The following is a 22,267-nucleotide window of genomic DNA, read 5'->3' on the forward strand; positions in this document are numbered from 1 at the left end:
CAAGCCTTGAACCGAAACGGCCCAAGGCTTAAGCTGCCATCGAGAAAATCATACGCCCTCCCCAAGCAGGCAGCCCGGAAGATCCAGAATGACGGCCCTGGACCACCGTTCCACCTCCGGACGGAGCGGACTGCGGCGCGTTGCGGGCTCGCTCCGGCCGCGCAGCACGCTCCTCGTCCGGAACAGCACGGACTTGACGGTGGGAACGGTAACGCCCGTCGCCTCGGCCACCTCCTGCAGCGAATAGCCGAAATAGCGGGCCAGCAGCCACATCTCGACGTTCCGCCGGGGAAACCGTTCGGCCAGCCATTCCAGCGTGCCGCGAATTTCGGCGTAATCGCTGTCCGCATGAACGACTTCGGGAATTTCCGGCGCGGCCTCGCGCCTGCGCCGCCGTCTGCGGCACTCGTCGATCCACAAGTTCCGGGCGATGCGCAGAACGAAAGCTTTCATAGGTTCGCCGGGCTCCGTCTGAACGAAGTAGACGAACGCTTTCAGCAAGGTGTCCTGAAGCAAATCTTCCGCGTCCCAGCTCGAACCCGTCAAATAGCGGCAGTATCTTTCCAACTCGCGCAGGTGGGGATTCACCCAAGCTTCGTATGCAGATGCGGCATCCACACGATCCCCCCTTCCCGCATGAACCAACGCTCCGATCATCGCTCTACAATCTGTCCTTCCTCCAGTCCGTGCTGGCCGCTTGTGACGATCGACTCGCCTAAGGCAACCCCGTCCAGCACTTCCTGGTAAGAGCCGTTCACCCGGCCGAGCTCGACTTGGCGCTTGATCGCTTTATTCCCGTCCAGGACGAACACGAAAGCGTCGGTTCCTTCCTTCACGATGCTGAGCGCCGGTACGGCTACGACGTTCTCTTCCTCCTGCGTCGTTAATTGGATGCGCACCCGCGAGGCCGGCTTCAACGCTCCGTCGGCATTGTCCGCCTCCAGCTCCAGCGCGTACAGCTTCGTGCTGGCATCCGGCACTCCGGCCACATACACGACTTTCGCTTTCCTTGGTTGGCCGGTTCCGCTCGAGTCGACGTAGATCAGCTCCTGCTTGTTGCCGACGAGCTCGACCGCCGATTGCGTCAATTGCGCTTTGATTTTCACTTTGTCGGTATTTTGGACGATGCCGAACGTGCTGCCCGGCTGCACGTTCATCCCGACATCCGCACTGACATCCGTCAGCACGCCATTCGTCGGAGCGATGATCTGACCGCCGTTCCACGCCTTCTCCGCCTGCTCCAGCGCGAGCCTTGACGTCTCGACGTTGGCTTCCAGCGAAGCAAGCGTCTTGCCGGAGTCCAGCATATTCAGCTGCTGCATCGCGGCCTGGAGAGAGCGCTTCGTCTTCTCGACTTCAATCTCCGGGCTGCCTTGAGCCGTCTGCTCCTTGAGCGCCAGTTCGAGATCCTTGATCGTATTCGTAAGCGAAATGCGGGAGGACGCGATTTCCGCTTTGGTCTTCTCCAGCATCGCTTCATCGGCAATTAATCTGGCTTGGGCGCTTCCTCGCTCCAGCTTCCCGCTCTTGCTCTCAAACTCGGCGATCACGTCACCCGCCTTCACGAGCTCCCCGTTGCGTTTCTCCAGCTTGAGCAGCTTGCCGCCGGATTCGGCCACGATGTCCGTCTTCGTCGACGCGTTCACCTCGGCGATCTGCTCGCGCGGATCTCCCATGCTCCGCTTGACCGCTTCCTCTGTCTTAATCGTCGCTTTCACGTCCTCCGCGCTCTCGACGGCCGGAGTAGAAGCTGCCGAACATCCTGTAAGATAAGCCGCGCACGCGAGGACGAGCGAAAGTCTCATCGCCCTTGCGTAGACGGTTATTTTGGCGCCTTGTGCATTCATCTTCAGTCGCTCCTTCATGCGATTTATACGTTGAGTTGTTGTCCGGGCGATACTTTTTCTTTGCGCTTGAACAGACGGCCCATGCGCGTCTTGAACGATTCGATCATCTCGTAGATGATCGGCACGACGACAAGCGTCAGAATCGTGGACGTGATCAATCCGCCGATGACGACAACGGCCAGCGACTTGGAGATCAACAGCCCCTTGGTTAAACCGAGCGTTAACGGAACCATTGCCGCGATGGTCGCTCCTGCCGTCATGATGATCGGGCGCAACCGCACTTTGCCGGCTTCGATGAGCGCATGCCGCGCCAGATAGCCTTCTTTCCGCAGCTGTTGGGCACGGTCGAGCAGCACAATTGCATTCGTAACGACGATGCCGATCAGCATAAGGAATCCGATCATCGACGTCATATTGAGCGATTCCCCCGACACGACCAGCCCCAGCAAGCCGCCGATGACCGCTAGAGGCAGGGAGAACAGGATGGCGAACGGAGTGCCCGCGTTGCCGAAGCAGAGAACCATGATCAGATACACGATCGCGACGGCAACGCCCATGGCGGCGAACATCTGCTGGAACCCTTCCATCATATCGATGTTGGCGCCGCGGATCGTATTCGTTACCCCTGACGGAAACTCGACCTCCGAGATCGCGCTCATCACCGCGTTCGTTACCGCAGCTTTGTCGGCGGAATCGATCTTGGCCGTCAACGACACCATCAGCTTCTGGCTTTCCCGCTGGAAGGCTGTCGGAGCATCCACTTCTTCGAGATTGGCCACTTCGTTCAAATACACGGTGCCGCCGTCGACCGTCCGAATCGGCATTTGTCCGAGCTGCTCCAGCGAGTTTTTGTCCTCGGGGGCAAGCTCGATGACCGCCTGATACAGCGTGTTGTCCAAGCGGACGTCGCCGAGCGGAGATTTGCCGATCCATTCGGCCGTCAAGCCTTGAATTCTCGGCACGTCCAATCCGAATTGACGCGCCTTGTTCGGATCGACCGTAATCTGCACTTCCTTCTTCCCGTCTCCCAGGTTGTCCTTGATTTCTTTAAGCTCGGGAAATTGTTTCATTTTGTCTTTGATCTGCTCGGCGACCTGCGCCAGCGTTGTCTGATCGTCCCCGAACACGACGTATGTAAAATCGGGACCCGTCGACCCGCTGCTGCCCCCCGAGAACGAACCGGGCATCACTTCCGTGCCTTTCGGCAGCTGGGCCAGTATGAGCTTCTGATAGCGATCCTGGACGGCTTTCGTATCCGCCTCCGCATGGACCTCCGTAATGATCTGCAAATAACTCGGCACGCGTTCCTGCGCGTCTCCCGCATATCCGACGAGCGCCTCCACGAATGTAAATTGCGGTTCGCCGCTCTCGGTTTTGGCTTCGCGCAGCAGCGCTTCGATCTGCCTCGCCTGAAGATCGGTGCTGGCGAAAGTCGTGTCGTTCGGCAGCTGGATCGAATAGTTCATTTGCTTCGGCGGCGGCGAGTACGGCAGAAGCCCCATCGGCAGAAACGGAATCGTGCCCGCGATCGTTGCGATCAGCATAAATCCGGAGAGCAGCAGCGTGACGGCTCTGTGCTTCAAGCTCCATACGAGCGTCTTTTCATACCAGCGCTCCATCTTCCCCTCGCCGTGCTCCGCAGCGCCCGTCGCCTTGACGTTGTTCAGCACCATGAGCTTGGCCAGCATCGGAATGACCGTTAATGAAACGAGCAGCGATGCGAGCAAGGCGATCGACACCGTTATCGCGAACGGACGGAACAAGGCGCCGATAAACCCCGTAACGAGACCGATCGGCAGGAACACGCCTACCGTGACCAGTGTGGACGAACTGATCGCCATCGCCACCTGCTTAACGGCAAGAATAATGACCGACTCGTTTCTTTTCTGCGCCTTTTGCAAATTCGCATAGATGCTTTCGATCACGACGATGCTGTCGTCCACGACCCGACCGACTGCAATGAACATGCCGCCAAGCGACATAATATTCAACGTAATGTTCATGTACTTCATCACGACAAGGGTCAGGAGGATCGATAACGGGATCGACACGACGACGATCAGCGTCATCCTCAGATCCCGCAAGAAGAACAAGATCATCAGAGCGGCCAGAACGATGCCCAGAACCCCTTCCTTGACCAATCCCTTGATCGAGCCTTTCACTTCGCTGGCGCTGTCGTACAGCGTCTTGAACGTCACCTCCGGGTTCGTCTGCTCCCATTCGCGGATCAAAGCTTGTACCGCATCGGAAAATTCGACCGCGTTCGTATCGGCCGTCTTGTACAGGTGGATGCCGATTGCCGGCTTATCGTCCAGGCGGGCGATAAAATTGGATTCGTTCACCGCCGCGATCTTCGAAATATCCTTGAGCTGCACCGTCGTTCCCGCAGCCGTCGGGATTTCCAGATTTCTCAGCTCGTACAGGCTTTGAAGCTGTCCCGTTACGCGGGTCATTTGCGTGTTCCCGTTGAACTTCACGACGCCTACCGAACCGTTCGCCACGGCGGCCTGGATCGAAGCGTTCACATCCGAAGGGCTTAACTGATACGAGATCAAAGCGCCTGCGTCCAGTTGGATATCGAGCGAGGATTTGCGCGCTCCGATCGCATCCATATGGTCAATCCCGCCGATGGCATCGAAACGGGGCTTCATTTCCCGCTCGAACAATTGATCCAGCTCGGTCTGGGACATCGCATCCGTCGCGTACATCGCCATATAATACACAGGCTCCGAAGACATTCCGAACGTAGAGACTTTGGGCCTGCTTGCCGACTGCGGCAAGCTTACGTCCTGAACGAGACTCTCCAAATCCTGCTTCGTTTTATCGATGTCTACCTTTTCGTTGAACTGAAGAAAAATGCTCGAGAAGTTATCGCTTGAAGTCGAGGAGAGCATTCTCAGTCCCGGAGTATTCGCGATTTTGTCTTCGAGCGGTTTCGTCACCTGACTCATGACGTCCTGCGGCGAGGCTTGATACGTCGTGGAGATCCCGACGAACGGAAACGAAAATTCCGGCATGTTCTCCACCTTCAACGAACTGCCCGAATACGCCCCCGCCCCGAATACGATGACGATCATAATGACCATCGCCGCTACTTTGTTCATGGAAAAATCAATGATTGCCTTCAATCGGCGACCCTCCTGCACATTTCAAATTCGATCATTCCGCAGATTTCAGGTAAAGCTTTCCTGTATCCTTGATCAGTGTAATACACGAATATGAATAAACTATGACGCACAGGCAAGCAAAAAAAAGCCAATGGAGACGGGAATGAAATTCCCTTGTCCATTGGCTAAAGTACCGTTTGTTTAATTTTGCTGCGGCAGCGCGACGGTTACGGTCGTTCCTCCGTCGGGGTTGCCGCCTATCGTAACCGTGCCCTTATGGCCCATCACGATTTTGCGGACGATGGCCAGTCCAAGGCCGCTCCCGGTTTTCATTTTGTTATGGGATTCGTCCGCCTTGTAAAATCTCTCGAACACTTTGGTCCGCTCCGCGATCGGAATTCCGATCCCGGTATCCGAGACGACGATCTCGATCCACTCGGAATGCCGGACGATGCGGATGCCGATCCGTCCGCCTTCCGGCGTGAACTTGATCGCGTTGCCGAGCAGATTGACCCACACCTGGTTCAACTGGTCCTCGTCGGCCTTGATCTTCGTCTTCGGAAGCTGAAGTTGCCATTCGATCGCTTTGGCCGCCCAATGCGGCTCGCAGGCGACGACAGCCTTGCGGAGCTGCTCGTCCAGATCGAAGACGCGCGGCTCGAACGGATGATGCTGACTGTCCAGCGAGGCCAGCTTCAGCAGATTATCGCTGAGGCGGGAGAGACGCTCGCTCTCGTTCTGGATAATGCTTAAGTAGCGGCTTCTTTCCTCCTCGGACAATCCGCTCTGTTGGAGCGCCTTGGAGAAGCCCGAGATCGACGTCAGCGGCGACTGGATTTCGTGCGACACGTTCGACACGAAGTTTTGCCGCATCGTCTCCAGCTGTCCGACTTGGGCGGCCATGCCGTTGATGCTCTGAGCGAGCCGCCCCAGCTCGTCCTTGCGCTTGGCCCATTTCAGCTGGATGTTGAACTCTCCCTTGGCCATCCTTTCCGCTGCGGCTTTCATGCCGAGCAGCGGCTTGACGATATAGCGGGCGGCCACGAGAATGATCAGCCCTCCGACGAGCAGATTGATCGCCAAGGCGAACAACAGCAGCTTGGAGATCAGCGACAAGGCCGTCCGCTCGGACACTTGCACGAACAGCGCATAGCGCTCGCCGTCGTAATCGTAAGGCAGTCCTACGAACAGCTCCTCCACCGAGATGTCCGCGCCGAGATACGTTTCTCCGTTCAGCACCGTGCGAACGGTCTGGTTCGAGATGTTGTACAGCTCCTGGGGCGTGTCCCCGGCCGTATTCTCCAGCAGGCGGCTGGAAGAGTCGTAGATCAGAATATCGTACTTGCCGTCCAGATCCCGCTCCTTCAACTGATCCCGCACCTTCTCCATTCCGTTTGACCGGTACAGCTCGTGAATCGTTCGGCTGTCCTTGAGCAGCTGGCTTTGCAGCTTCTCGGCATATTGGTCCCCGAACGACGTCAGAAAAAGCAGCGTTAAGAAATAAGTGCTGACCAGCCCGATAATGACCGCGATCATATAGGAGAGAACGACTCTGACGTACAGCGACTTGATCATTCCGTAACCTCGAGCTTGTAGCCGAGCCCGCGCTTCGTCTCGATGGCGAAACGGCAATCGAGCTCCGCGAACCTGTCCCTGATCCGTTTGATATGTACGTCCACCGTTCGGTCGTCGCCTTCGAAGTCCGCGCCCCACACCTGCTCGATCAGATCGTTTCTCGTGAAAATCTGACCTGTATGGCTTGCGAGCTTGAACAGCAGATCGAATTCCCTGAGCGGCAGCGAAATCGGCGGCGAAGGAGCCTCTCCCTCCGCTTCGACAACGGCGACGTAACGATGTTTGTCCAGAAGGACGTTGCCGATCTGCACCTTCATCTGGGACTGGATGCGGTAGCGCCTTAACAGGGATTTGACGCGGGCCGCCAGCTCCAACGGCTCGAACGGCTTGACCAGATAATCGTCCACGCCCAGATGAAAGCCCTTCAGCTTATGGCCGGTCTCCCCTTTGGCGGTCACCATCAGGACGGGCATGTCCGGATGCTCGGCCTTCAATCGCTGGCAGAGCGCCCAGCCGTCCATGCGGGGCATCATAATATCGATCACGGCCAAGTCGGCCTTCCCTTGCTCCGCCGCCTCCAGCGCCGCGAGACCGTCGGTAGCGGAGACGACCGCAAGCCCTTCCCGCTGCAAATAAAACCGCATTAACTCCACGATATCCGGATCGTCGTCGACAATCAGGACGTTAGCCGCCATATGCATAATCCTCCCGTATCCGAGTTTCCTCTTGGTAATACGGCAAGATTCGGGATTCGGTTCCAATCGCTATTCTCCCGACAAGACGGCTTGAGGCCTCATCTGCATGACGGCCCGGGACCATCGGTCAACGTCGGGACGAACGACCTTGCGCCGATCGGAAGGCTCGCTATCGCCGCGAAGCGTCTCGCGCGTCCGGTGCAGCAGCGATTTGACCGCGGATACGGAGACGTTCGTCGCCAGGGCGATCTCCTGCATTGAGTACCCGAAATAATGGAACAGCAGCCAAATTTCGATATTGCGCCGGGGCAGCCGCTCGGCCAGCCATTCGATCGTTCCTCTGACCTCGGCGTAATCGCTGTGTTCGAAGACGCCGCTCGCGCGCTCGCGCTCCGCGAACAGACGCCTTCGCTGTCGCTTGCGGCAAGCGTCGATCCACAGATTTCTCGCCACGCGGATCAGGAACGGCTTCACGTCCACGTACGGTTCGGTATGAAGGAAGAAAACGAGGGCCTTCAGCAGCGTCTCTTGAAGCAGATCTTCCGCGTCCCACTTCGACTTCGTCAAGTAACGGCAATAGTTTTGCAGATCGCGAAGATGAGGCAGCACTTTGATTTCATATTCGGAGTACGCGCCCATGTCCGTCTCCCTCCTTCCCGCACGCGAGTGACTTTATTCGAACCTGAGCGCGTCGATCGGCTTCAGCTTGGCCGCCTTGTTCGCCGGGAACATGCCGAATGCGACCCCGATGCCGACGGAGAACGCGAAGGCGATCAGAATGACGTTCGCCGAGAACGCGATATCCATGTTGAAGGCGGAAGAAGCGCCTTGCGCCGCTCCCACGCCGATACCGATGCCCAGCAGCCCGCCCAGGCCGCTCAGCACGATCGCCTCGATCAGAAACTGGATCAAAATGTCGCGTTTCTTCGCGCCTATTGCCTTGCGGATGCCGATCTCCCTCGTTCGTTCGGTGACGGACACGAGCATGATGTTCATAATGCCGATTCCCCCGACGAGCAGAGAGATGCCGGCTATGCCGGCCAGAGCGAGCGTCAGCGTATCCGACACGGAAGTGAGCGCCGACAGTGCGTCGCTCTGGTTGAAGACTCGGTAGCTGCTCGTATTGCCGCGGAAACGGTTGCTGAGCGATTTCTCCAGTCCCGCCACAACCGCGTCCATCTGCTCGGTCGTCTCGACCTGCACGTAGATCGTCCGCACGCCCTTTGTCTTGAACAGCCGCTCGAACGAAGTTTCCGGAATGATAACGACCTCGTCATTGGAGCCCGTCATTGAGCTGCCCTTCTCGGCGAGCACGCCGACCACTTTGTAGCGCGTGCCTTGGATGAGCACGTATTCTCCCACCGGATCGGCGAAGCCGAACAGATCGGTTGCCGTCGTATAGCCGAGCACGGCGACTTTCTGGTAGACGTCCAGATCGATCTGGGCGACGAAACGTCCCGACGCCACCTCGTACTCCCTGACGTGGGCGTAGTCGGCGTTCGTCCCGACTATGCTGACGCTTTCGCTCGACGAACCGAACTTGACCGTCGCGTTCTGCGTGTTCGCCGGGGCGACATATTGAATGCCTTCGACTTCCTCGCCGAGCGCGGCCGCTTCCCCGGCGTCCATCGTATTCGCGGACCCGCGCCCGAGAATGTTCACTGTCAGCAGGTTCGTTCCCAGGCTGCGCACTTGCTCGGTGACGGATTTCGTCGCTCCCTGCCCCAGCGCGACGAGGGAGATGACCGCCGTTACGCCGATAATGATGCCCAGCATCGTCAGCAGCGATCGCAGCTTGTTGGACAGAATGCTCTTGATCGCCATCTTGAAAGCTTGAAAGACGCTCATTCCGGCCCCGCCTCCTCTTCGTTCAGCCGGCCGTCCTGGATGCGGACGATTCTTCTCGCCTGCCGCGATATGCCGGGATCGTGCGTAATGAGCACGATCGTATGCCCGAGCGAATTCAGCTCCCGAATGAAGCCCATCACTTCGACGCCCGTCTTCGTATCGAGCGCCCCCGTCGGCTCGTCCGCCAGCAGAATCGGCGGATTTCCGGCCAGCGCGCGGGCGATCGCCACGCGCTGCTGCTGGCCGCCGGACAGCTCGACCGGGCGATGGTGCACGCGGTCGGCCAGCCCCACCTTGCCCAGCGCCTCGATGGCCTGCTGCCTGCGCTGCTTGGCGGGAACCCCGCGGTAGACGAGCGGCAGCTCCACGTTCTCGATCGCGGTCAGCTTGGTCAGCAGGTTGAAGCCTTGGAAAATAAACCCGATTTTGCGGTTGCGGATTTCCGCAAGCTTGTTCTCGCGAAGCCGGCTGATCTCCTCTCCGTCCAGCCAATACTCTCCGGAGGAGGGCGTGTCCAGGCAGCCGATCACGTTCATCAGCGTCGACTTGCCCGAGCCGGACGGGCCGACGATCGCCACGAAATCCCCCTCGTTCACCGTCAGGCTGACGTTGTCCAGCGCATTCAGCGTCTCTCCGCCCATGCGGTAGATTTTGTTCAGATTACGAATTCGGATCAATGCCTCGGACGACGCACGCTGCTTGCTTGCCATCAGCGGCCACCGCCCATGCCTGCTCCCGCTCCGCCGCCTGTGAACTGCCGTGCGCCGCCTGCTCCGCCCGGCATGCCTCCGCCTCCGGACGGGACGGCTGCGCCCCCCAAGCCGGGGAAGCCGCCCTGCATCATGTTCGCGTTCGACGAGCCGGAGCTGGACGTCGTCGGAAGCACGACGAGATCCCCTTCCTTCAGGCCCGACAAAATTTCGATGTTGTCCTCGTTGTTGACGCCGACCTCGACCTCTACCCTGGACGTGGCGACGGCGCTCGCTCCCGCGGCGGCTCGTGCCGCTCCCTGTCCGCGTTCGGACATGAAGCGCTCGCGCATCGCCTCCCGCTCTTCCTCGGACATATTCCCGAACCGGTCGGCTCCGCCGCCTGCGCCGAAGCCCGAACCGGCCGGCGGCGCCTCCCCGGAAGCGTCCGGGACGGCTTGTCCCTGCCTGCCCGGGCGCTGCCCCTGCTGATCCTGTCCGCTTGGAGCTGTGCCCTCCGGCACGGCTCCGGCCTCCGCCGCTCCTCCCGCAGCGACGGAAGGGACAAGCACGAAATATTTGCCCTGCGACGACTGGACCGCCTCGACCGGCACATACAGCGCGTCCGCCTTCTGCGCGGTCAGAATGCTCGCCTCGGCCGACATGCCGACCTTCAAATTGTCTGCCGCCGTCAAGGCGATCGTCACGTCGAAGGAAGCGACGCCGTTGCTGGACGTTCCTTCGTCGGCGATGGACACTACTTTGCCCGTAAACGTCTGATCGGGCAGCGCCTCGACGAGTATCGACGCCTCTTGATCCAGGTCCACCTTCGGGATGTCCAGTTCGTCGATGCCCACGACCATCTGCAACTGCGCGTAGTTGACAATATCCGCTACTGTCGAGTTCGGGTTAAGAACATCGCCCTCCTTGACGTTAAACGACGTCAGCATTCCGTCGATCGGCGCCACCACCGGATCGGCATTGTCTGCCGTCTCCTCCTTCAGCGAAGCAATATCCGCCTGTACGCTTTCGATGTCCAACTCCTGCTTCTGAATGCTGAGCGCGATCGACTCCCGACTTTCGTCGTCCGCGGCGCTCTTGAACTTCGTCTGCAAATCCTGAAGCTCCAGCTTTTTCTTCTTCAAGTCGATCTCCTTGCTTCTGATCTGGTTGGCATTGTCGATTTCCTCTTCCTCGTATGTAACGAGCACATCGCCTTTCTTGACCGTATCGCCCTTCTGCGCATGCACTTTCTTCACCGTGCCGCTGGCGCCGGCCGTCACCGTCTCCCTCGCGGACGGCTGAATGTTGCCCGTTCCGCTCACCTTCACCTCGATCGTTCCTTTACGGACCTGGGTCGTCGCCGGAGCGGCCGCCAGGGGGACCTCCTTGTTGCCTTCGTAATACCGGTAACCCGCCCATGCGCCCGCCGCGATCACGGCAAGGGAGAGCGTCCACCACACGATTTTCTTTTTCATCCGACTGGTTCACCTTCGCTTTTCCTCATCTTGCCGCCTATTATGCAAGCGGAACCTTAGCTTCAGATGAGGGCGCGCTGAATGTTTGCTGAACATCCCGGTTTGTAAGGTAGTTGAACATCTCTGCTTTTTCAGCATTCTTTCAGTTTTCTCTCAGCACAAGTTAAGCTGGATCGCTCATAATGCAAGGAACGAGGCACAAGCCGCCGGGAGGACAACTATGGTTACGCAAACGCAAGCGCAAGGAATCCGAGTGATGCTCGTCGACGACGAGCCGAATATTTTGCAATTTATCGAGCTGGGGCTCGTCAACGAAGGCTACAAGGTGGCGACGGCGCAGGACGGGCGCGAAGCGCTCTCCCTCGCGGAGAGCTTCGCGCCCCACGTCGTCATTCTCGACGTGATGATGCCGGGAATGGACGGCTTCGAAGTGTGCCGAGCGCTGAAAAGCGAGAGACCGGTAGCCGTCATCATGCTTACGGCCAGGGAGGAAGTCGAGGATCGGGTGAAAGGGCTGTCGATCGGAGCGGACGATTACATGCCGAAGCCGTTCAGCTTCGCGGAGCTGCTGGCCCGGATTCAGGCGAGGGTGCGCAATCAATTCCCTCATCTGCTGGAGAAGGTGACGATCGGGCCGTTCGCGGTCGACGCCGCGCGCAAGGAATTCCGTTACCGCGACCGCGCGCTCGATCTGTCGCCGACCGAATTCGAGCTGCTGAAGCATCTCGTCTTCCATCACGGCCACGTGCTGAGCAAAAGCGCGATTTTGGATCGGGTGTGGGGCTACGATTTCGGAGGGGAGGACAACATCGTGGAGGTGTACATACGCTCGCTTCGGGACAAGCTTCAAGACCGTGAACACAGGGTAATCCGCACGATCAGGGGCGCCGGATATCGGGTGGATCTCGCATGACCCGGCTCGCTTCCTGGCTGCGCGGAGTCCGGCCGATTCTGTTTCCCCGCTCGCTCCGCTACCAGCTCGTGTCCCGTCTCCTGCTCATCCTGGCCGGACTGCTGCTCGTCATCGGACTGTCGCAGTACCTTTTCATGGAGCGGTTTATTTACCAGAACCGGGCGGCCGCCATTCAGCGGCAAGTGCTGTCCGTGCCCGGCGAGTTCTGGGAGCGACTGACCGATTCCGGACGGCGCGGTCCGGCGGAATCGTTCGTCTTCTTCCCCTCCTCGTCCGTCGCGTACTTGAACAAGCAGGGCGGCTTTACCGTCCTCACGACCAACGGAGCCGAATCCGAGAGCGCCGTCCCCCGCCTGTCCGCCGACGATTACCGCCTCGCTGCGGAGCGGCAGCGCAGGGACAAGCCGCTGTTTCGCATCGTGAGAGGAGCAAGCGGCGACCAGCTTGTCGTGCTGCAAGCCGTCCGCTCGTTCCAGGGCAGCGGCGGAGTCGTGCAGGTCGCCACCGGCACGTCTCCTCTGAAGGCGGAGCTGTACCGTCAATTGAGGCTGTATTCGGCTCTCGCGTTCGCGGCTCTCCTCGGGGCGCTGCTGCTGTTCCTTCCCGCCATCCGGCGGACGCTGACGCCGCTCTCGCGCATGGTCGAGACGGTCGAACGAATCGATTCGGGCAAGCTGAACGAGCGGCTGCCGGAGCCTGCCGGACCGGCGGAGATCGATAGGCTCTCCCACTCCTTCAACCGGATGCTGGAGCGTCTCGAACGGTCGTTCAGAGCCGAACAGGAAGGCCAGGAACGGATGCGCCGCTTCGTGTCGGACGCTTCGCACGAGCTGCGGACGCCGCTGACGTCGATTCACGGCTTCCTTGAAGTGCTGCTGCGCGGAGCGGCGGCCGACCCGGAGCAGCTCGACAAGGCGCTGCGCAGCATGCACGGCGAGTCCACACGGATCAACAAGCTGGTGCAGGATCTGCTGCTGCTCGCCAAGACCGACCGCGCCTTGGATGCGCAGCTCGTCCCGACGCAGCTAGGCTCCATCCTCGGAGAGATGGAGCCTCAATTCAAACTATTGGCCGGCAATCGCCGGATTCGGCTGGACTTGTCGGAGACGGCGGAACTGCCGCTCGACGCCGACAAGGTGAAACAAATCGCGCTGAACCTGTTCCAGAACGCGGTCCAGCATACGGATCCGTCGGACGGAATCATTACGGTATCGGTGGAGCCTCGCCCGGACGGCGCGGAGCTGATCGTCGCGGACAACGGACCGGGCATTGCGCCGGAGCACCTGTCCCGGTTGTTCGAGCGATTCTACCGGATCGACGACTCCCGGGCCAGGAAGCACGGCGGCGCGGGGCTCGGTCTGTCGATCAGCCGCTCGCTCGCCGAGCTGCACGGCGGATCGATCCGGGCGGAGAGCCGGATCGGCGAAGGCAGTTCGTTTATCGTGTTATTCCCTTACGCGGACAATACGGGCGATACGGCCGACGCAGACAACGCTTGAACCCCCAGGCGCCCCCCCCCCCTCTGCGATTAGCGGGCCATACACTGAATGCCCTCGAACAGCGTTGCCATATAGTAGCGCTGGTCGTCCACATCGACGTCCGTCACCTGGCAGCCGATTTTTAACGCCATTAAAGAGATGCGGCCGCCGATCGAGCTGACGCGGTACAGGCCGCGATCGGTGCAAGCGAATATTTCCTGTCCACGGGACACGATCGAGAAGATGAAAGCTCCCGACAGCCGGTACCGATCGAACCCGCCGCGCCGGTTGCCTGCAAGCAGCTCCCCGTGCTCCGTCGCGCCGATAATCGTGCCGCGGTGCACGGCGAGGCTCGTTACGGACGTATCCAGCTTGCAGTTGATCCAGCTCGTCGTCATCCGGTCCAGAATCGACACGCCTTCGTTCGTCCCGAGCACGACGTATTGCGGCAAATACAGAAAGTCGTAGACGGTCACGTCCGAACGCATCATCGTGCGCCACTCCTCGCCCTCCGTATACCAGAGGCCGCATACCGTCGCCGCCAGCCCCACCTGTCCGTATTGCTTGTAATGGTAGCAGCCCAGCGACAGCCCCGCGGGATGCCACGTTCCGTCCGAGCAGAGGAACAAGCCTTTGTTGGAGCAAGCGTACAGTTGATCCTCGTACGATTGCAGCCGATTGATATGCGTCTGATCGGTCAGTCCCTCGCTGATCTCCACCCAATCCTCGGCCGCTTCCTTCTTATAAACAATGCCCTTCCCCAACGGGGCGGCAACCAATTCGTCATCCGACAATCTCTTGACCGAGGAGAAATGAAAGGCCAATCCTCCCGGATTTGTCGATAGCTGCATCGCGAATCCCCAACTCCTTTTAACCACCTTCTCCTAGTCTAAGTGATAATGATTATCAGTGTCAACTTTATCTCGCCAACTTTCGTGCAAAAAAAAGCCGTCCCCGCGGGAGGAAATCCGTCTCGACGATATCCGAGAGCGATTTCCTGGCGGGGACGACCTTCTAGTGAGTCGGCATCGGCATGAATAAGAGATTGATAGGCAGCATGCTGCCGCTTGCCGGGGTAAACGTAATCGTCACCGATTCCGCCGAATCCCCCGTTTTGTACAGCATGCCGAGCTCGTTGGGGTTGCGGAGAATGCTCGAGTTCGTCATGTACACGACTTGGCCGTTCACCGTGAACGCGCCGGCATAGTGGCCTCCGCGCGGGCTGAGCACGATCGCCGTATGCGGCAGCACGTTGTTCAGCTGAATCGTATACAGCACGCCGTAGTTGCCCGCGTTGAGCACGGGATTGCCGGTCGTCTTGTCGATGCCGGAGATTCTCGTATCGACGACGTTGTCGGCCAGCACCATGCGGCTCTTCACGTCTCCGATCAACTGGTTCACGTACATGATGCGGTTGGCGTTGTCGAACGTGCCGCGAACGTGGCTGTCGTTGCTCGGCAAAATGCTCAGGTCCGGCAGCGCGCTCATAACGTCGCGTTCCGCGTCCACGACAACGACTTTGAAATCAAGAGAAGAGCTCATCCATACGTCCGCGAACATGGAGTACACATCGCCCGGTCTGACCGGCTTATCGCTGTACTCCTGGAAAATGAAGCGGCTCTCGCCCGAAGGGATCTGCAAGTACGAATATTGCGGAGAGAGCAGCGATTCCAGGAATCTTCCCGTCACCGCGCGCCCTACCGTCGATACGATCGGATTGGGACCGGCCATGCCTTTGGCGCCCATGCGCACCGTTGCCGGCTCCTCATTGTTGTTCGTCAGGATGATATAGATTTTGACCGCCTTGGAACGTCCGTTCTGATTGTGAAGCAAGAACCGAACGTCGCCCGACACCGTGTCCTCGTAATAGATGCCTTCCTCGCGGATCGTCTCCGGGCTGTTGGCGCGAATCAGCGTCTGCTGGCGATCGTTGATGTTGTACTTCATAACCGGCCATTGCAGCACCGTAGAGCCGTCCATGTCGAACTTCTCTCCGATATCCGTATAGAGCAGGTTGAATTCTTCCTTCGTATACAGCGTCTCGTCGAGAATCGTAATCTTCTTGGACACTTCGTCCACCTCGCCGAGCGCGTCGGTCACTCTCAACGTGACGGTCTGCTCTCCCGGCTCGAAAAATCCGCGCTGAGCGTTCGTCCAGACACGGCTCACGATCCTGTTCTCGTCATCCGTGCTCCAGTCTCTGTACGTAATGAATTCGCCCATTTTGTACGTCGACTTGTCGGTCGTAAAGCTTGCGACCGGAGGCTGGTTCGGCGGTTTGACCGTAATCGTCACCGAATAAGGCTCGCTCCATCTGCCGGATTCGTCCTTGACCCAGTGCGTGACGACGTAGGTTCCCGGCTGCTCGAAGATCGAATAATTGTTCTCCCAACGTTCCTCGATAATCGCCAGACCGCTGGGATGGTAAGATTCGTTGACATAGCGGACTTCCGTCTGTTGAGCATAAGGGTTCAGGTCCGATACGGAAAACTTGGCGATCGGAGCGTTGGACCACGTCAGCTCGATCTGCTTCGTCGCCGGCAGAGATTTCATCGTCAATCCGAAGCTCTGAGCGGCTGCGCGCACCGGCAGCATCAGCGTCCCTTTCAGCACATAGGGAGCGCCGGTCATACTCTTCGTTGCGCCGTTGATCGTGTAGGACGACTTGCCTGCGACAAGCTGCAGTACGTTGTCCCCGCTCGTCAGCGTATACTTCTTGCTCTTCGAATCGTAAGTCGTCGTGCCGTAAATTTCGGTCATGAAAGCTCGCGCGGCAACGTAAGTGACGCCCTTGACTTCGGTCAGAGGCTGAGGAGCCGTGACGGAGACGCCGTTGTGCCACATTTCGTTGGATTCCCGGGTGAGCACCAGCTTCTCCAAGCCGCTTGCGCTGCCTTCGGCATGCGCGGGCTGAGGCAATTGGAACGATAACAACATGAGTGCCGAAAGCAACAAAAGCGTAAAACTCTTCTTCATACTCTGCTCCTTCTAATCTAGTTGGCTAATGGATTAACCACTCCCGTTTACCGGACCATATGATATAACGCCAAAAACGGATAAAGGTTGCTAGATTTCGCGAAAAAATAAACCGGCCGGATACGCCGATCCGGCTCTTCCGTCATTCCGCCAGCCTTTTGCGCATGCGGACGTGCGGTATGCCCGCGTCCAGGAACGGCTCTTCGGAGACGGTCTCGTATCCCAGTCTGACATAAAAAGGCTCCGCAGAGCACTGGGCGTCGAGAATAGAGGCCCGATAGCCCTCTCCCCTCGCCTCGTCTTCCATCGCCTTCAGCAAGAACGATCCCACGCCCGTCCCACGGCAGCGCTTAACGACGGCGATCCGCTGCATCTTGGCGACTCCGGGCTCGTAGGCGCGATATCTGCCCGCCGCGATCGTCTCCTCTTCGGATCGGACGATATAGTGACGGCATGCGGCCGGCGAATCGTCGTACTCGTCCAGCTCGATGTCGGCCGGCACGCCCTGCTCTTTCACGAACACTTCCATGCGAACGGCGAACGCTTCCCGCAGCTGCTCGTCCGTTTCCACCCGCATCCATTCCATTCTGTTTCCCTCCTGCCGGCAAATCCGTATTGTTCCCGGGCTCATCCGGCGAGAGCGCCGGACAGCCCGCATTTCTACAGCATAACCGAGCCTCCCGCAATGATCAACGGCAATGCGGTTCCATTATTTGCATACGATTCCAGCCATCCGCTCATACTACCGGAACATGGAGGAAGGGGAGGCTGCCCATGGCTATGCCGCAGATCAGAATCAACGTGATCCAAACGATGCTGATGTTCAATCTCGCTATCGGAATTACGAACCACGTCATCATCGTCCCGCTTATTTTGCAATCGGCTTTCCGCGATTCCTGGATCAGCGCGCTGCTGGCCGTTCCGGCGGTCATCGTCTGGACGATCGTCCTCTTCTGGGTGATGAAGCTGACCGGACAGCGGTCTCTGTTCCGCTGGTTCAGAGAGCATTACAACGCCGTCATCGCCTGGCTCGTCATTCTGCCGCTGGTCGTGCTGTGCATGATGATCCTGTTCGTGACCGTCAGAGATACGACGATCTGGACGAAGGTGACTTATTTGCCCAAAACGCCTTATCCGATCACCGTCACCCTCTTCGTCGCCTCGGGAATGGCGGCCGCCTTGTGCGGACTCAGGACGATCGCGATCGCGTCCGGCATTTTGCTGCCGGGCGTCATCGTCTTCGGCCTCTTCGTCATGAGCGTTAATTTTCAGTTCAAAGATTACGGCTATCTGCTCCCCCTGCTGTCCAACGATGCCGCTTCGATTGCTCGCGGAACGCAGTATACGTTGGGCGGCCTGGTCGAATTCATCCTGCTGATCGGCCTGCAGCATCATCTGAGCAAGAGATTCCGGCTGCGCGCGCTGCTCGTGCTGACTTTGGCCGTAACCGGACTCGTGTTCGGTCCGGTACTCGCGGCCATTACGATCTTCGGTCCTTTCGAAGCCGCGGATCAGCGCTATCCGGCTTTCGAGCAATGGCGGATGGTCATGCTCGGCAAATTCATTTCCCACTTGGACTTCCTGTCCATCTACCAATGGCTCTCCGGCTCGTTGATCCGCGTCGCGCTCGCCTCCTATCTCTTGTTCGATCTGCTTCAGCTCACCCGAAGCAGATTCAAGCTTCCTCTCATGACGCTCGCCGGCTTCTTGCTCGTCCTCGTCTGTTCGGATGCGAGAATCAGCGATGCGAACTTTTTTCATTTTATCTCCAAATATTATTTTCCGAATGTCATGTTGTTCTTCTACGCCTTCCCGTTCGTCCTGCTGCTGATGATCATTCCGAAACGGGGGAAAACCCATGAATCGCAAGCATCCGCCACATGATAGCCATCATCCGTCCCATGCCCATGCGTCGAAAGATCGGCGGCGGAGCGCAACGCTCTCGCCGGAACAATTGAACCGGGAGACGCTGTCCGAGCTGTTCGAAGCCTCGGGGGATGTGAACATGCACTCTTACTACGAGGAAGGCGAAGCGCCTTCCGGCCTTAACCCTCTGCTCATCTACTGCGAAGGAATGATCGACTCCAGCCAGCTCAACGACTTCCTGTACGTCCAGCTTCGCCGTCTGCTCTCAGGCTCGTCCGACAAAGGGGGGATTGCCGGCAACGCCCTTCCCTTCCACTCGCAAAATGTGTATCGCATCGAGGGCGACAACGCGGTCGAAAGCATGTGCATGCAAGTGTTCTCCGGCAATCTCGTCCTGTTCTTCGAAGAATCCAAGAGCATGCACGTCGTACAGATGGCCTCGCCGCCGCAGCGAAATCCGGAAGAATCGAACACGGAGATTTCGATCAAAGGGCCGCGGGACGGATTTACCGAAGCGATCGAAACCAACGTCGCGCTCGTCCGCAAGCGGCTGAAGACGCCCAGCCTGGGCGTGGAGTACTTCCATATCGGCACGCGCAGCGTGACCTCCGTCGCTTTGCTCTACATGGCGGATATCGCGAACAAGGACTTGCTGGAAGAGGCGCGCCGCCGCATCCGCAAAATCGATATCGACGGGGTTCTGTCCAGCCAATTGCTCGAAGAAGCGCTCGCGGACAGAACCTATTCCCTCTTTCCGCTTATCGAATATATGGGGCGCCCCGACTATATCTCCGCGGGACTGCTGCGGGGCCGGTTCGCGATCATCGTCGACGGATCGCCCATGGTGCTCATGGCGCCGTCGAATATTATGACGATGCTCAAATCCCCGGAGGATATGCATCTGCCTTACTACTACGTCGCCCTGGAGCGCGTGCTTCGCGTGATCGGGCTGGTCGTGGCGATCTTCTTCCCCGGGTTCTGGGTGGCGATCTCCGCCTTTAATCTCGATCAGATCCCGTTTCCGCTGCTTGCCACGATCGTCGTCTCCAGACTGGGACTGCCCTTGTCCGGTCCTGTGGACCTGTTTCTGATGATCGGCCTGTTCGAATTGTTCCGCGAAGCGGGCATGCGCTTGCCGAAAGCGGTCGGACAGACCGTAGCGGTCGTCGGCGGGTTGATTGTAGGAGAAGCTGCAATCAATGCCGGGCTGACCGGGCCGACGACGCTGGTCGTATCCGCGATGACGGCGGTGGCGACGTTTACGCTGGTCAACCAATCGCTCAGCGGCTCCGTCACGTTCATTCGCTTGTTCGTGCTTACTTTAAGCTGCCTGTTCGGCATGCTGGGCTTCTTCCTGGCCGCTTTCCTCATCGTGGTCTACATGTCCTCGCTGACGTCTTTCGGCATTCCGTTCTTCTCCCCCTTGTCTCCGATTCGCTGGAAGGAAGCGATGTTCGCCTTGTTTGCTTTCCCCAAGAGCCGGTACAAGAAAAGACCGAGCCTGCTCGGTCCGAGAGACTCCACCCGCCAAGGAGAGGACTCGTAAGATGAGAACGGGGCTGAAGATCGCATGGGCAATCGGCATCTGCTGCCTGCTCGCGGGATGCTGGGACATCAAGTCGCTGCAGGACGTGAACTACTTTACCGGCATCGGCATCGATTACGAGAACGAGCGATACGAAATGTACATCCAGCAGCTCGATTTCTCCAGCGTCGCCAAGAGCGAAGGCGGCAAGAGCGATCGACCGGCCGTCGTCTGGGTCGGACAAGCGAGCGGGAAGACGCTCTCCGAAGCGATTATCGAGCTGTATCAGACGACCCAGCAAGCCGTATTCTGGGGTCATCTCAATTCGATCGTCTTTTCGAAGAGAGCACTGGAGCATGCCGACCTGCTCGGGGTCATCGACTCTCTGATCCGGTATCCGGAAATCCGCTATACGCCGTGGGTTTACGGTACGGACAAGCCGCTCAGAGAGCTGTATACGACCCGGCCTTTCTTCAACCTGTCTCCGATGAACTCGATCCTGTACGCGCCGGAGACGAACTACAACCAGAGGCCGATCATCGCTCCTATGCGGATGTCGAGTTTCATCCGTTCTCTGCGCGAGCCGGGTCAGACGACGCTGCTGCCTTCTCTGTCCATAACAAGCCATACGTGGACGCAGAACCGTAAACCCGATCCGAAGCTCGAGATCAACGGCGTGTACGTGCTGCGGAACACCAAGTACTTGGAATGGCTGCCCGCAGAGAAGCTGCTGGGCGTCCGCTGGCTTGTCAACAAGAAGCAAGGGTCTCGCATTATGCTGACAGAAGGCGACGAACGCGTCGCCACCGTCCGTCTGTCGAGGCCGAAGACGAAGGTGCGAATAGAAATGGGAAGCGGCGAGCCCGTCTTTAACGTCGAAGTTGAAGCCGTCGCCACGGTGCTGGAGATGTGGAAGGAAAAAACGGAGGCAGAGCTGGAGAAGATGGCCGGGGAGCAAATGAGAGATCAGATCCGCTCCTCTCACAGCCTTGGCCTGGAAATTCATGCGGACATTCTCGGCCTGGAGCACCGCCTCTACCGCCGCGACTACGCAGCGTGGAAACGGCTGACTGCGGACGGGCACACGCCGCTCGCGTCCCCCCGTCTCGGAGAAGTGAAAACGACCGTCAAGATCGCCAACAGCGGCATGTACAAAATGAAGCACCGAAGGTCCGAATACTGAGTTTTGCGTGAACCGCGCATGCGGGTTACTTGGATTCCGTCAGCCGCTGCAGCTGCTCCAAGAGGCTTTCCCGCGGAAAATGCTCTCCGATCAGCACGACGACGTCATGCACGGTTCCCTGCGGCGTAATTCGCATGAAGTCGCTCTCCCGATAGGCGTATTGAAACAGGAAGCGGCTGCCCGTATCCCGGAAGGTAACGATCCCCTTGCCCCGGTAGACGCTTTCCGGCAAGCCGGCGACCCATGCCTCGAAAGCGCGGCTGTCGACCGGGCCGGGCAAATAATACGTCAGGGCGTTGACGTGGTCGTGCGCGGCATGTCCGTGATGTGCATGGGAATGCGAATGCGCGCCGTGGTCAGGCGTGGAATTTCCGTGATGGGCATGCGAATCGTGGTCATGGTCGTGGCCGCAGCCTGGAGGGCAAGCTTCGCTATGTTCGCTTCCGATGGTCGGGGAAGTCCGTTCATGACCGTAGATCAGGTCCGGATTGAGCTGCGTCCGCACGGTCGTGACGAGCCTGGCCGCCGGATTCCAATCGGCGATCAGCCGCTCCAGTTCGGCCAGTTCGGCGGCTCCGACGAGATCGGCTTTGTTCAGCACGACGAAACTCGCGGCCGAAATCTGCTCTCTCATCAGCTTGTAGGTTTTGCCGGCGCCGATCCGGACCCGATCGAGCAGATGGCGGGCGTCCGCTACCGCGACGACGCCTCTAAGCTCCAGCTTCTCGTACATCGAGGCTTCCGTGACCGAGTCCATAATTTCGAGCGGCTTGGCGATTCCGGTCGTCTCGATCCATATCGCGTCCGGACGATGTTCGCGGGCGAGCTTCGTCAGCTCCATGCCTAGGTCCGCCCGAATCGTGCAGCAGATGCAGCCTCCCAGCATCTCCGCCATCGGAACGTCCGCGCCCAGCATTTGCCCTTCCACGTTGGCGTCGCCGACTTCGTTAAGCAGCACCGCAACCTTTTTGCCCGACGAGCGGGCCTCTTCCAACATCCGGTTCAGCAGCGTCGTCTTCCCGCTCCCGAGAAACCCGGTTAGCACGTATACAGGAACAAGCGAATCCATATGGGATGAAGCCCCTTT

At 58.9% G+C, this 22,267-nt stretch carries 18 protein-coding genes; 5 read left to right on the forward strand and 13 right to left on the reverse strand.

Annotated features, from left to right (window positions below; translation table 11 throughout):
- Positions 1–48: 48 nt before the first annotated feature.
- From B0G52_RS05340 to B0G52_RS05380, 9 genes are all read right to left on the reverse strand, one after another.
- The gene (locus B0G52_RS05340) at positions 49–618 is read right to left on the reverse strand and encodes an RNA polymerase sigma factor (protein ID WP_158223594.1); all 570 of its coding nucleotides are present in this window, start codon (positions 616–618) and stop codon (positions 49–51) included.
- Between the two features lie 35 nt (positions 619–653).
- The gene (locus B0G52_RS05345) at positions 654–1,847 is read right to left on the reverse strand and encodes an efflux RND transporter periplasmic adaptor subunit (RefSeq protein ID WP_158223595.1); all 1,194 of its coding nucleotides are present in this window, start codon (positions 1,845–1,847) and stop codon (positions 654–656) included.
- Between the two features lie 23 nt (positions 1,848–1,870).
- On the reverse strand, positions 1,871–4,975 hold the full coding sequence (locus tag B0G52_RS05350) for an efflux RND transporter permease subunit (protein ID WP_094042504.1): 3,105 nt from the start codon (positions 4,973–4,975) through the stop codon (positions 1,871–1,873).
- Between the two features lie 180 nt (positions 4,976–5,155).
- A complete protein-coding gene (locus B0G52_RS05355; RefSeq protein WP_094042505.1) occupies positions 5,156–6,529 on the reverse strand; it encodes a sensor histidine kinase in 1,374 nt (457 codons plus the stop codon).
- On the reverse strand, positions 6,526–7,224 hold the full coding sequence (locus tag B0G52_RS05360; protein ID WP_094042506.1) for a response regulator transcription factor: 699 nt from the start codon (positions 7,222–7,224) through the stop codon (positions 6,526–6,528). Before B0G52_RS05360 ends, B0G52_RS05355 begins: the two co-directional genes overlap by 4 nt.
- A 69-nt stretch (positions 7,225–7,293) precedes the next feature.
- Positions 7,294–7,863, reverse strand: coding sequence for an RNA polymerase sigma factor (locus B0G52_RS05365; RefSeq protein WP_094042507.1), 570 nt, complete (start codon positions 7,861–7,863; stop codon positions 7,294–7,296).
- Between the two features lie 33 nt (positions 7,864–7,896).
- Positions 7,897–9,072, reverse strand: a complete 1,176-nt coding sequence (locus B0G52_RS05370; RefSeq protein ID WP_094042508.1) for an ABC transporter permease — start codon at positions 9,070–9,072, stop codon at positions 7,897–7,899.
- The gene (locus B0G52_RS05375) at positions 9,069–9,782 is read right to left on the reverse strand and encodes an ABC transporter ATP-binding protein (RefSeq protein ID WP_094042509.1); all 714 of its coding nucleotides are present in this window, start codon (positions 9,780–9,782) and stop codon (positions 9,069–9,071) included. The genes B0G52_RS05370 and B0G52_RS05375 overlap by 4 nt, the downstream gene beginning before the upstream one ends.
- Positions 9,782–11,239, reverse strand: coding sequence for an efflux RND transporter periplasmic adaptor subunit (locus B0G52_RS05380; protein ID WP_094042510.1), 1,458 nt, complete (start codon positions 11,237–11,239; stop codon positions 9,782–9,784). The genes B0G52_RS05375 and B0G52_RS05380 overlap by 1 nt, the downstream gene beginning before the upstream one ends.
- Positions 11,240–11,459: 220 nt before the next feature.
- Between B0G52_RS05380 and B0G52_RS05385 the strand changes: the two genes are divergently transcribed.
- Both B0G52_RS05385 and B0G52_RS05390 read left to right on the forward strand, forming a co-directional pair.
- The gene (locus B0G52_RS05385; protein WP_094042511.1) at positions 11,460–12,152 is read left to right on the forward strand and encodes a response regulator transcription factor; all 693 of its coding nucleotides are present in this window, start codon (positions 11,460–11,462) and stop codon (positions 12,150–12,152) included.
- Positions 12,149–13,651, forward strand: a complete 1,503-nt coding sequence (locus B0G52_RS05390; protein ID WP_094042512.1) for a sensor histidine kinase — start codon at positions 12,149–12,151, stop codon at positions 13,649–13,651. Before B0G52_RS05385 ends, B0G52_RS05390 begins: the two co-directional genes overlap by 4 nt.
- Before the next feature lie 29 nt (positions 13,652–13,680).
- Here the strand turns inward: B0G52_RS05390 and B0G52_RS05395 are convergent, their stop codons facing one another.
- The 3 genes from B0G52_RS05395 to B0G52_RS05405 form a co-directional block, all read right to left on the reverse strand.
- Positions 13,681–14,481 (reverse strand): hypothetical protein, encoded by an 801-nt coding sequence (locus B0G52_RS05395; RefSeq protein ID WP_094042513.1) that lies wholly within the window; start codon positions 14,479–14,481, stop codon positions 13,681–13,683.
- 163 nt (positions 14,482–14,644) lie between these two features.
- Positions 14,645–16,606: a copper amine oxidase N-terminal domain-containing protein gene (locus B0G52_RS05400; protein ID WP_094042514.1), complete on the reverse strand. Its 1,962-nt coding sequence runs from the start codon at positions 16,604–16,606 to the stop codon at positions 14,645–14,647.
- Positions 16,607–16,748: 142 nt separating this feature from the next.
- The gene (locus tag B0G52_RS05405) at positions 16,749–17,192 is read right to left on the reverse strand and encodes a GNAT family N-acetyltransferase (RefSeq protein ID WP_094042515.1); all 444 of its coding nucleotides are present in this window, start codon (positions 17,190–17,192) and stop codon (positions 16,749–16,751) included.
- A 194-nt stretch (positions 17,193–17,386) separates the two neighbouring features.
- Here B0G52_RS05405 and B0G52_RS05410 point away from each other — a divergent pair, with 194 nt between their 5' ends.
- Genes B0G52_RS05410 through B0G52_RS05420 form a run of 3 tightly spaced genes read left to right on the forward strand, consistent with a single transcriptional unit; the run spans position 17,387 to position 21,180 of the window.
- Complete coding sequence (locus B0G52_RS05410) at positions 17,387–18,490, forward strand: endospore germination permease (protein ID WP_158223596.1); 1,104 nt, start codon at positions 17,387–17,389, stop codon at positions 18,488–18,490.
- Positions 18,465–20,018, forward strand: coding sequence for a spore germination protein (locus tag B0G52_RS05415; protein ID WP_094042517.1), 1,554 nt, complete (start codon positions 18,465–18,467; stop codon positions 20,016–20,018). The genes B0G52_RS05410 and B0G52_RS05415 overlap by 26 nt, the downstream gene beginning before the upstream one ends.
- Position 20,019: 1 nt before the next feature.
- A complete protein-coding gene (locus B0G52_RS05420; RefSeq protein ID WP_094042518.1) occupies positions 20,020–21,180 on the forward strand; it encodes a Ger(x)C family spore germination protein in 1,161 nt (386 codons plus the stop codon).
- A gap of 25 nt (positions 21,181–21,205) precedes the next feature.
- On the opposite strand, the gene B0G52_RS05425 is transcribed toward B0G52_RS05420, so the two are convergent.
- On the reverse strand, positions 21,206–22,249 hold the full coding sequence (locus B0G52_RS05425; protein ID WP_094042519.1) for a CobW family GTP-binding protein: 1,044 nt from the start codon (positions 22,247–22,249) through the stop codon (positions 21,206–21,208).
- Positions 22,250–22,267 lie beyond the last annotated feature (18 nt).

The sequence above is a fragment of the Cohnella sp. SGD-V74 genome, from assembly GCF_003001675.1.
GTDB lineage: Bacteria > Bacillota > Bacilli > Paenibacillales > Paenibacillaceae > Cohnella.

Bases quoted from the DNA above. Each gene is read 5' to 3' on its own strand.
- B0G52_RS05345 (WP_158223595.1), bottom strand. From the start codon at position 1,847: ATGAATGCACAAGGCGCCAAAATAACCGTCTACGCAAGGGCGATGAGA.
- B0G52_RS05355 (WP_094042505.1), bottom strand. From the start codon at position 6,529: ATGATCAAGTCGCTGTACGTCAGAGTCGTTCTCTCCTATATGATCGCG.
- B0G52_RS05360 (WP_094042506.1), bottom strand. From the start codon at position 7,224: ATGGCGGCTAACGTCCTGATTGTCGACGACGATCCGGATATCGTGGAG.
- B0G52_RS05365 (WP_094042507.1), bottom strand. From the start codon at position 7,863: ATGGGCGCGTACTCCGAATATGAAATCAAAGTGCTGCCTCATCTTCGC.
- B0G52_RS05370 (WP_094042508.1), bottom strand. From the start codon at position 9,072: ATGAGCGTCTTTCAAGCTTTCAAGATGGCGATCAAGAGCATTCTGTCC.
- B0G52_RS05375 (WP_094042509.1), bottom strand. From the start codon at position 9,782: ATGGCAAGCAAGCAGCGTGCGTCGTCCGAGGCATTGATCCGAATTCGT.
- B0G52_RS05380 (WP_094042510.1), bottom strand. From the start codon at position 11,239: ATGAAAAAGAAAATCGTGTGGTGGACGCTCTCCCTTGCCGTGATCGCG.
- B0G52_RS05385 (WP_094042511.1), top strand. From the start codon at position 11,460: ATGGTTACGCAAACGCAAGCGCAAGGAATCCGAGTGATGCTCGTCGAC.
- B0G52_RS05390 (WP_094042512.1), top strand. From the start codon at position 12,149: ATGACCCGGCTCGCTTCCTGGCTGCGCGGAGTCCGGCCGATTCTGTTT.
- B0G52_RS05395 (WP_094042513.1), bottom strand. From the start codon at position 14,481: ATGCAGCTATCGACAAATCCGGGAGGATTGGCCTTTCATTTCTCCTCG.
- B0G52_RS05400 (WP_094042514.1), bottom strand. From the start codon at position 16,606: ATGAAGAAGAGTTTTACGCTTTTGTTGCTTTCGGCACTCATGTTGTTA.
- B0G52_RS05405 (WP_094042515.1), bottom strand. From the start codon at position 17,192: ATGGAATGGATGCGGGTGGAAACGGACGAGCAGCTGCGGGAAGCGTTC.
- B0G52_RS05410 (WP_158223596.1), top strand. From the start codon at position 17,387: ATGCCGCAGATCAGAATCAACGTGATCCAAACGATGCTGATGTTCAAT.
- B0G52_RS05415 (WP_094042517.1), top strand. From the start codon at position 18,465: ATGAATCGCAAGCATCCGCCACATGATAGCCATCATCCGTCCCATGCC.
- B0G52_RS05420 (WP_094042518.1), top strand. From the start codon at position 20,020: ATGAGAACGGGGCTGAAGATCGCATGGGCAATCGGCATCTGCTGCCTG.
- B0G52_RS05425 (WP_094042519.1), bottom strand. From the start codon at position 22,249: ATGGATTCGCTTGTTCCTGTATACGTGCTAACCGGGTTTCTCGGGAGC.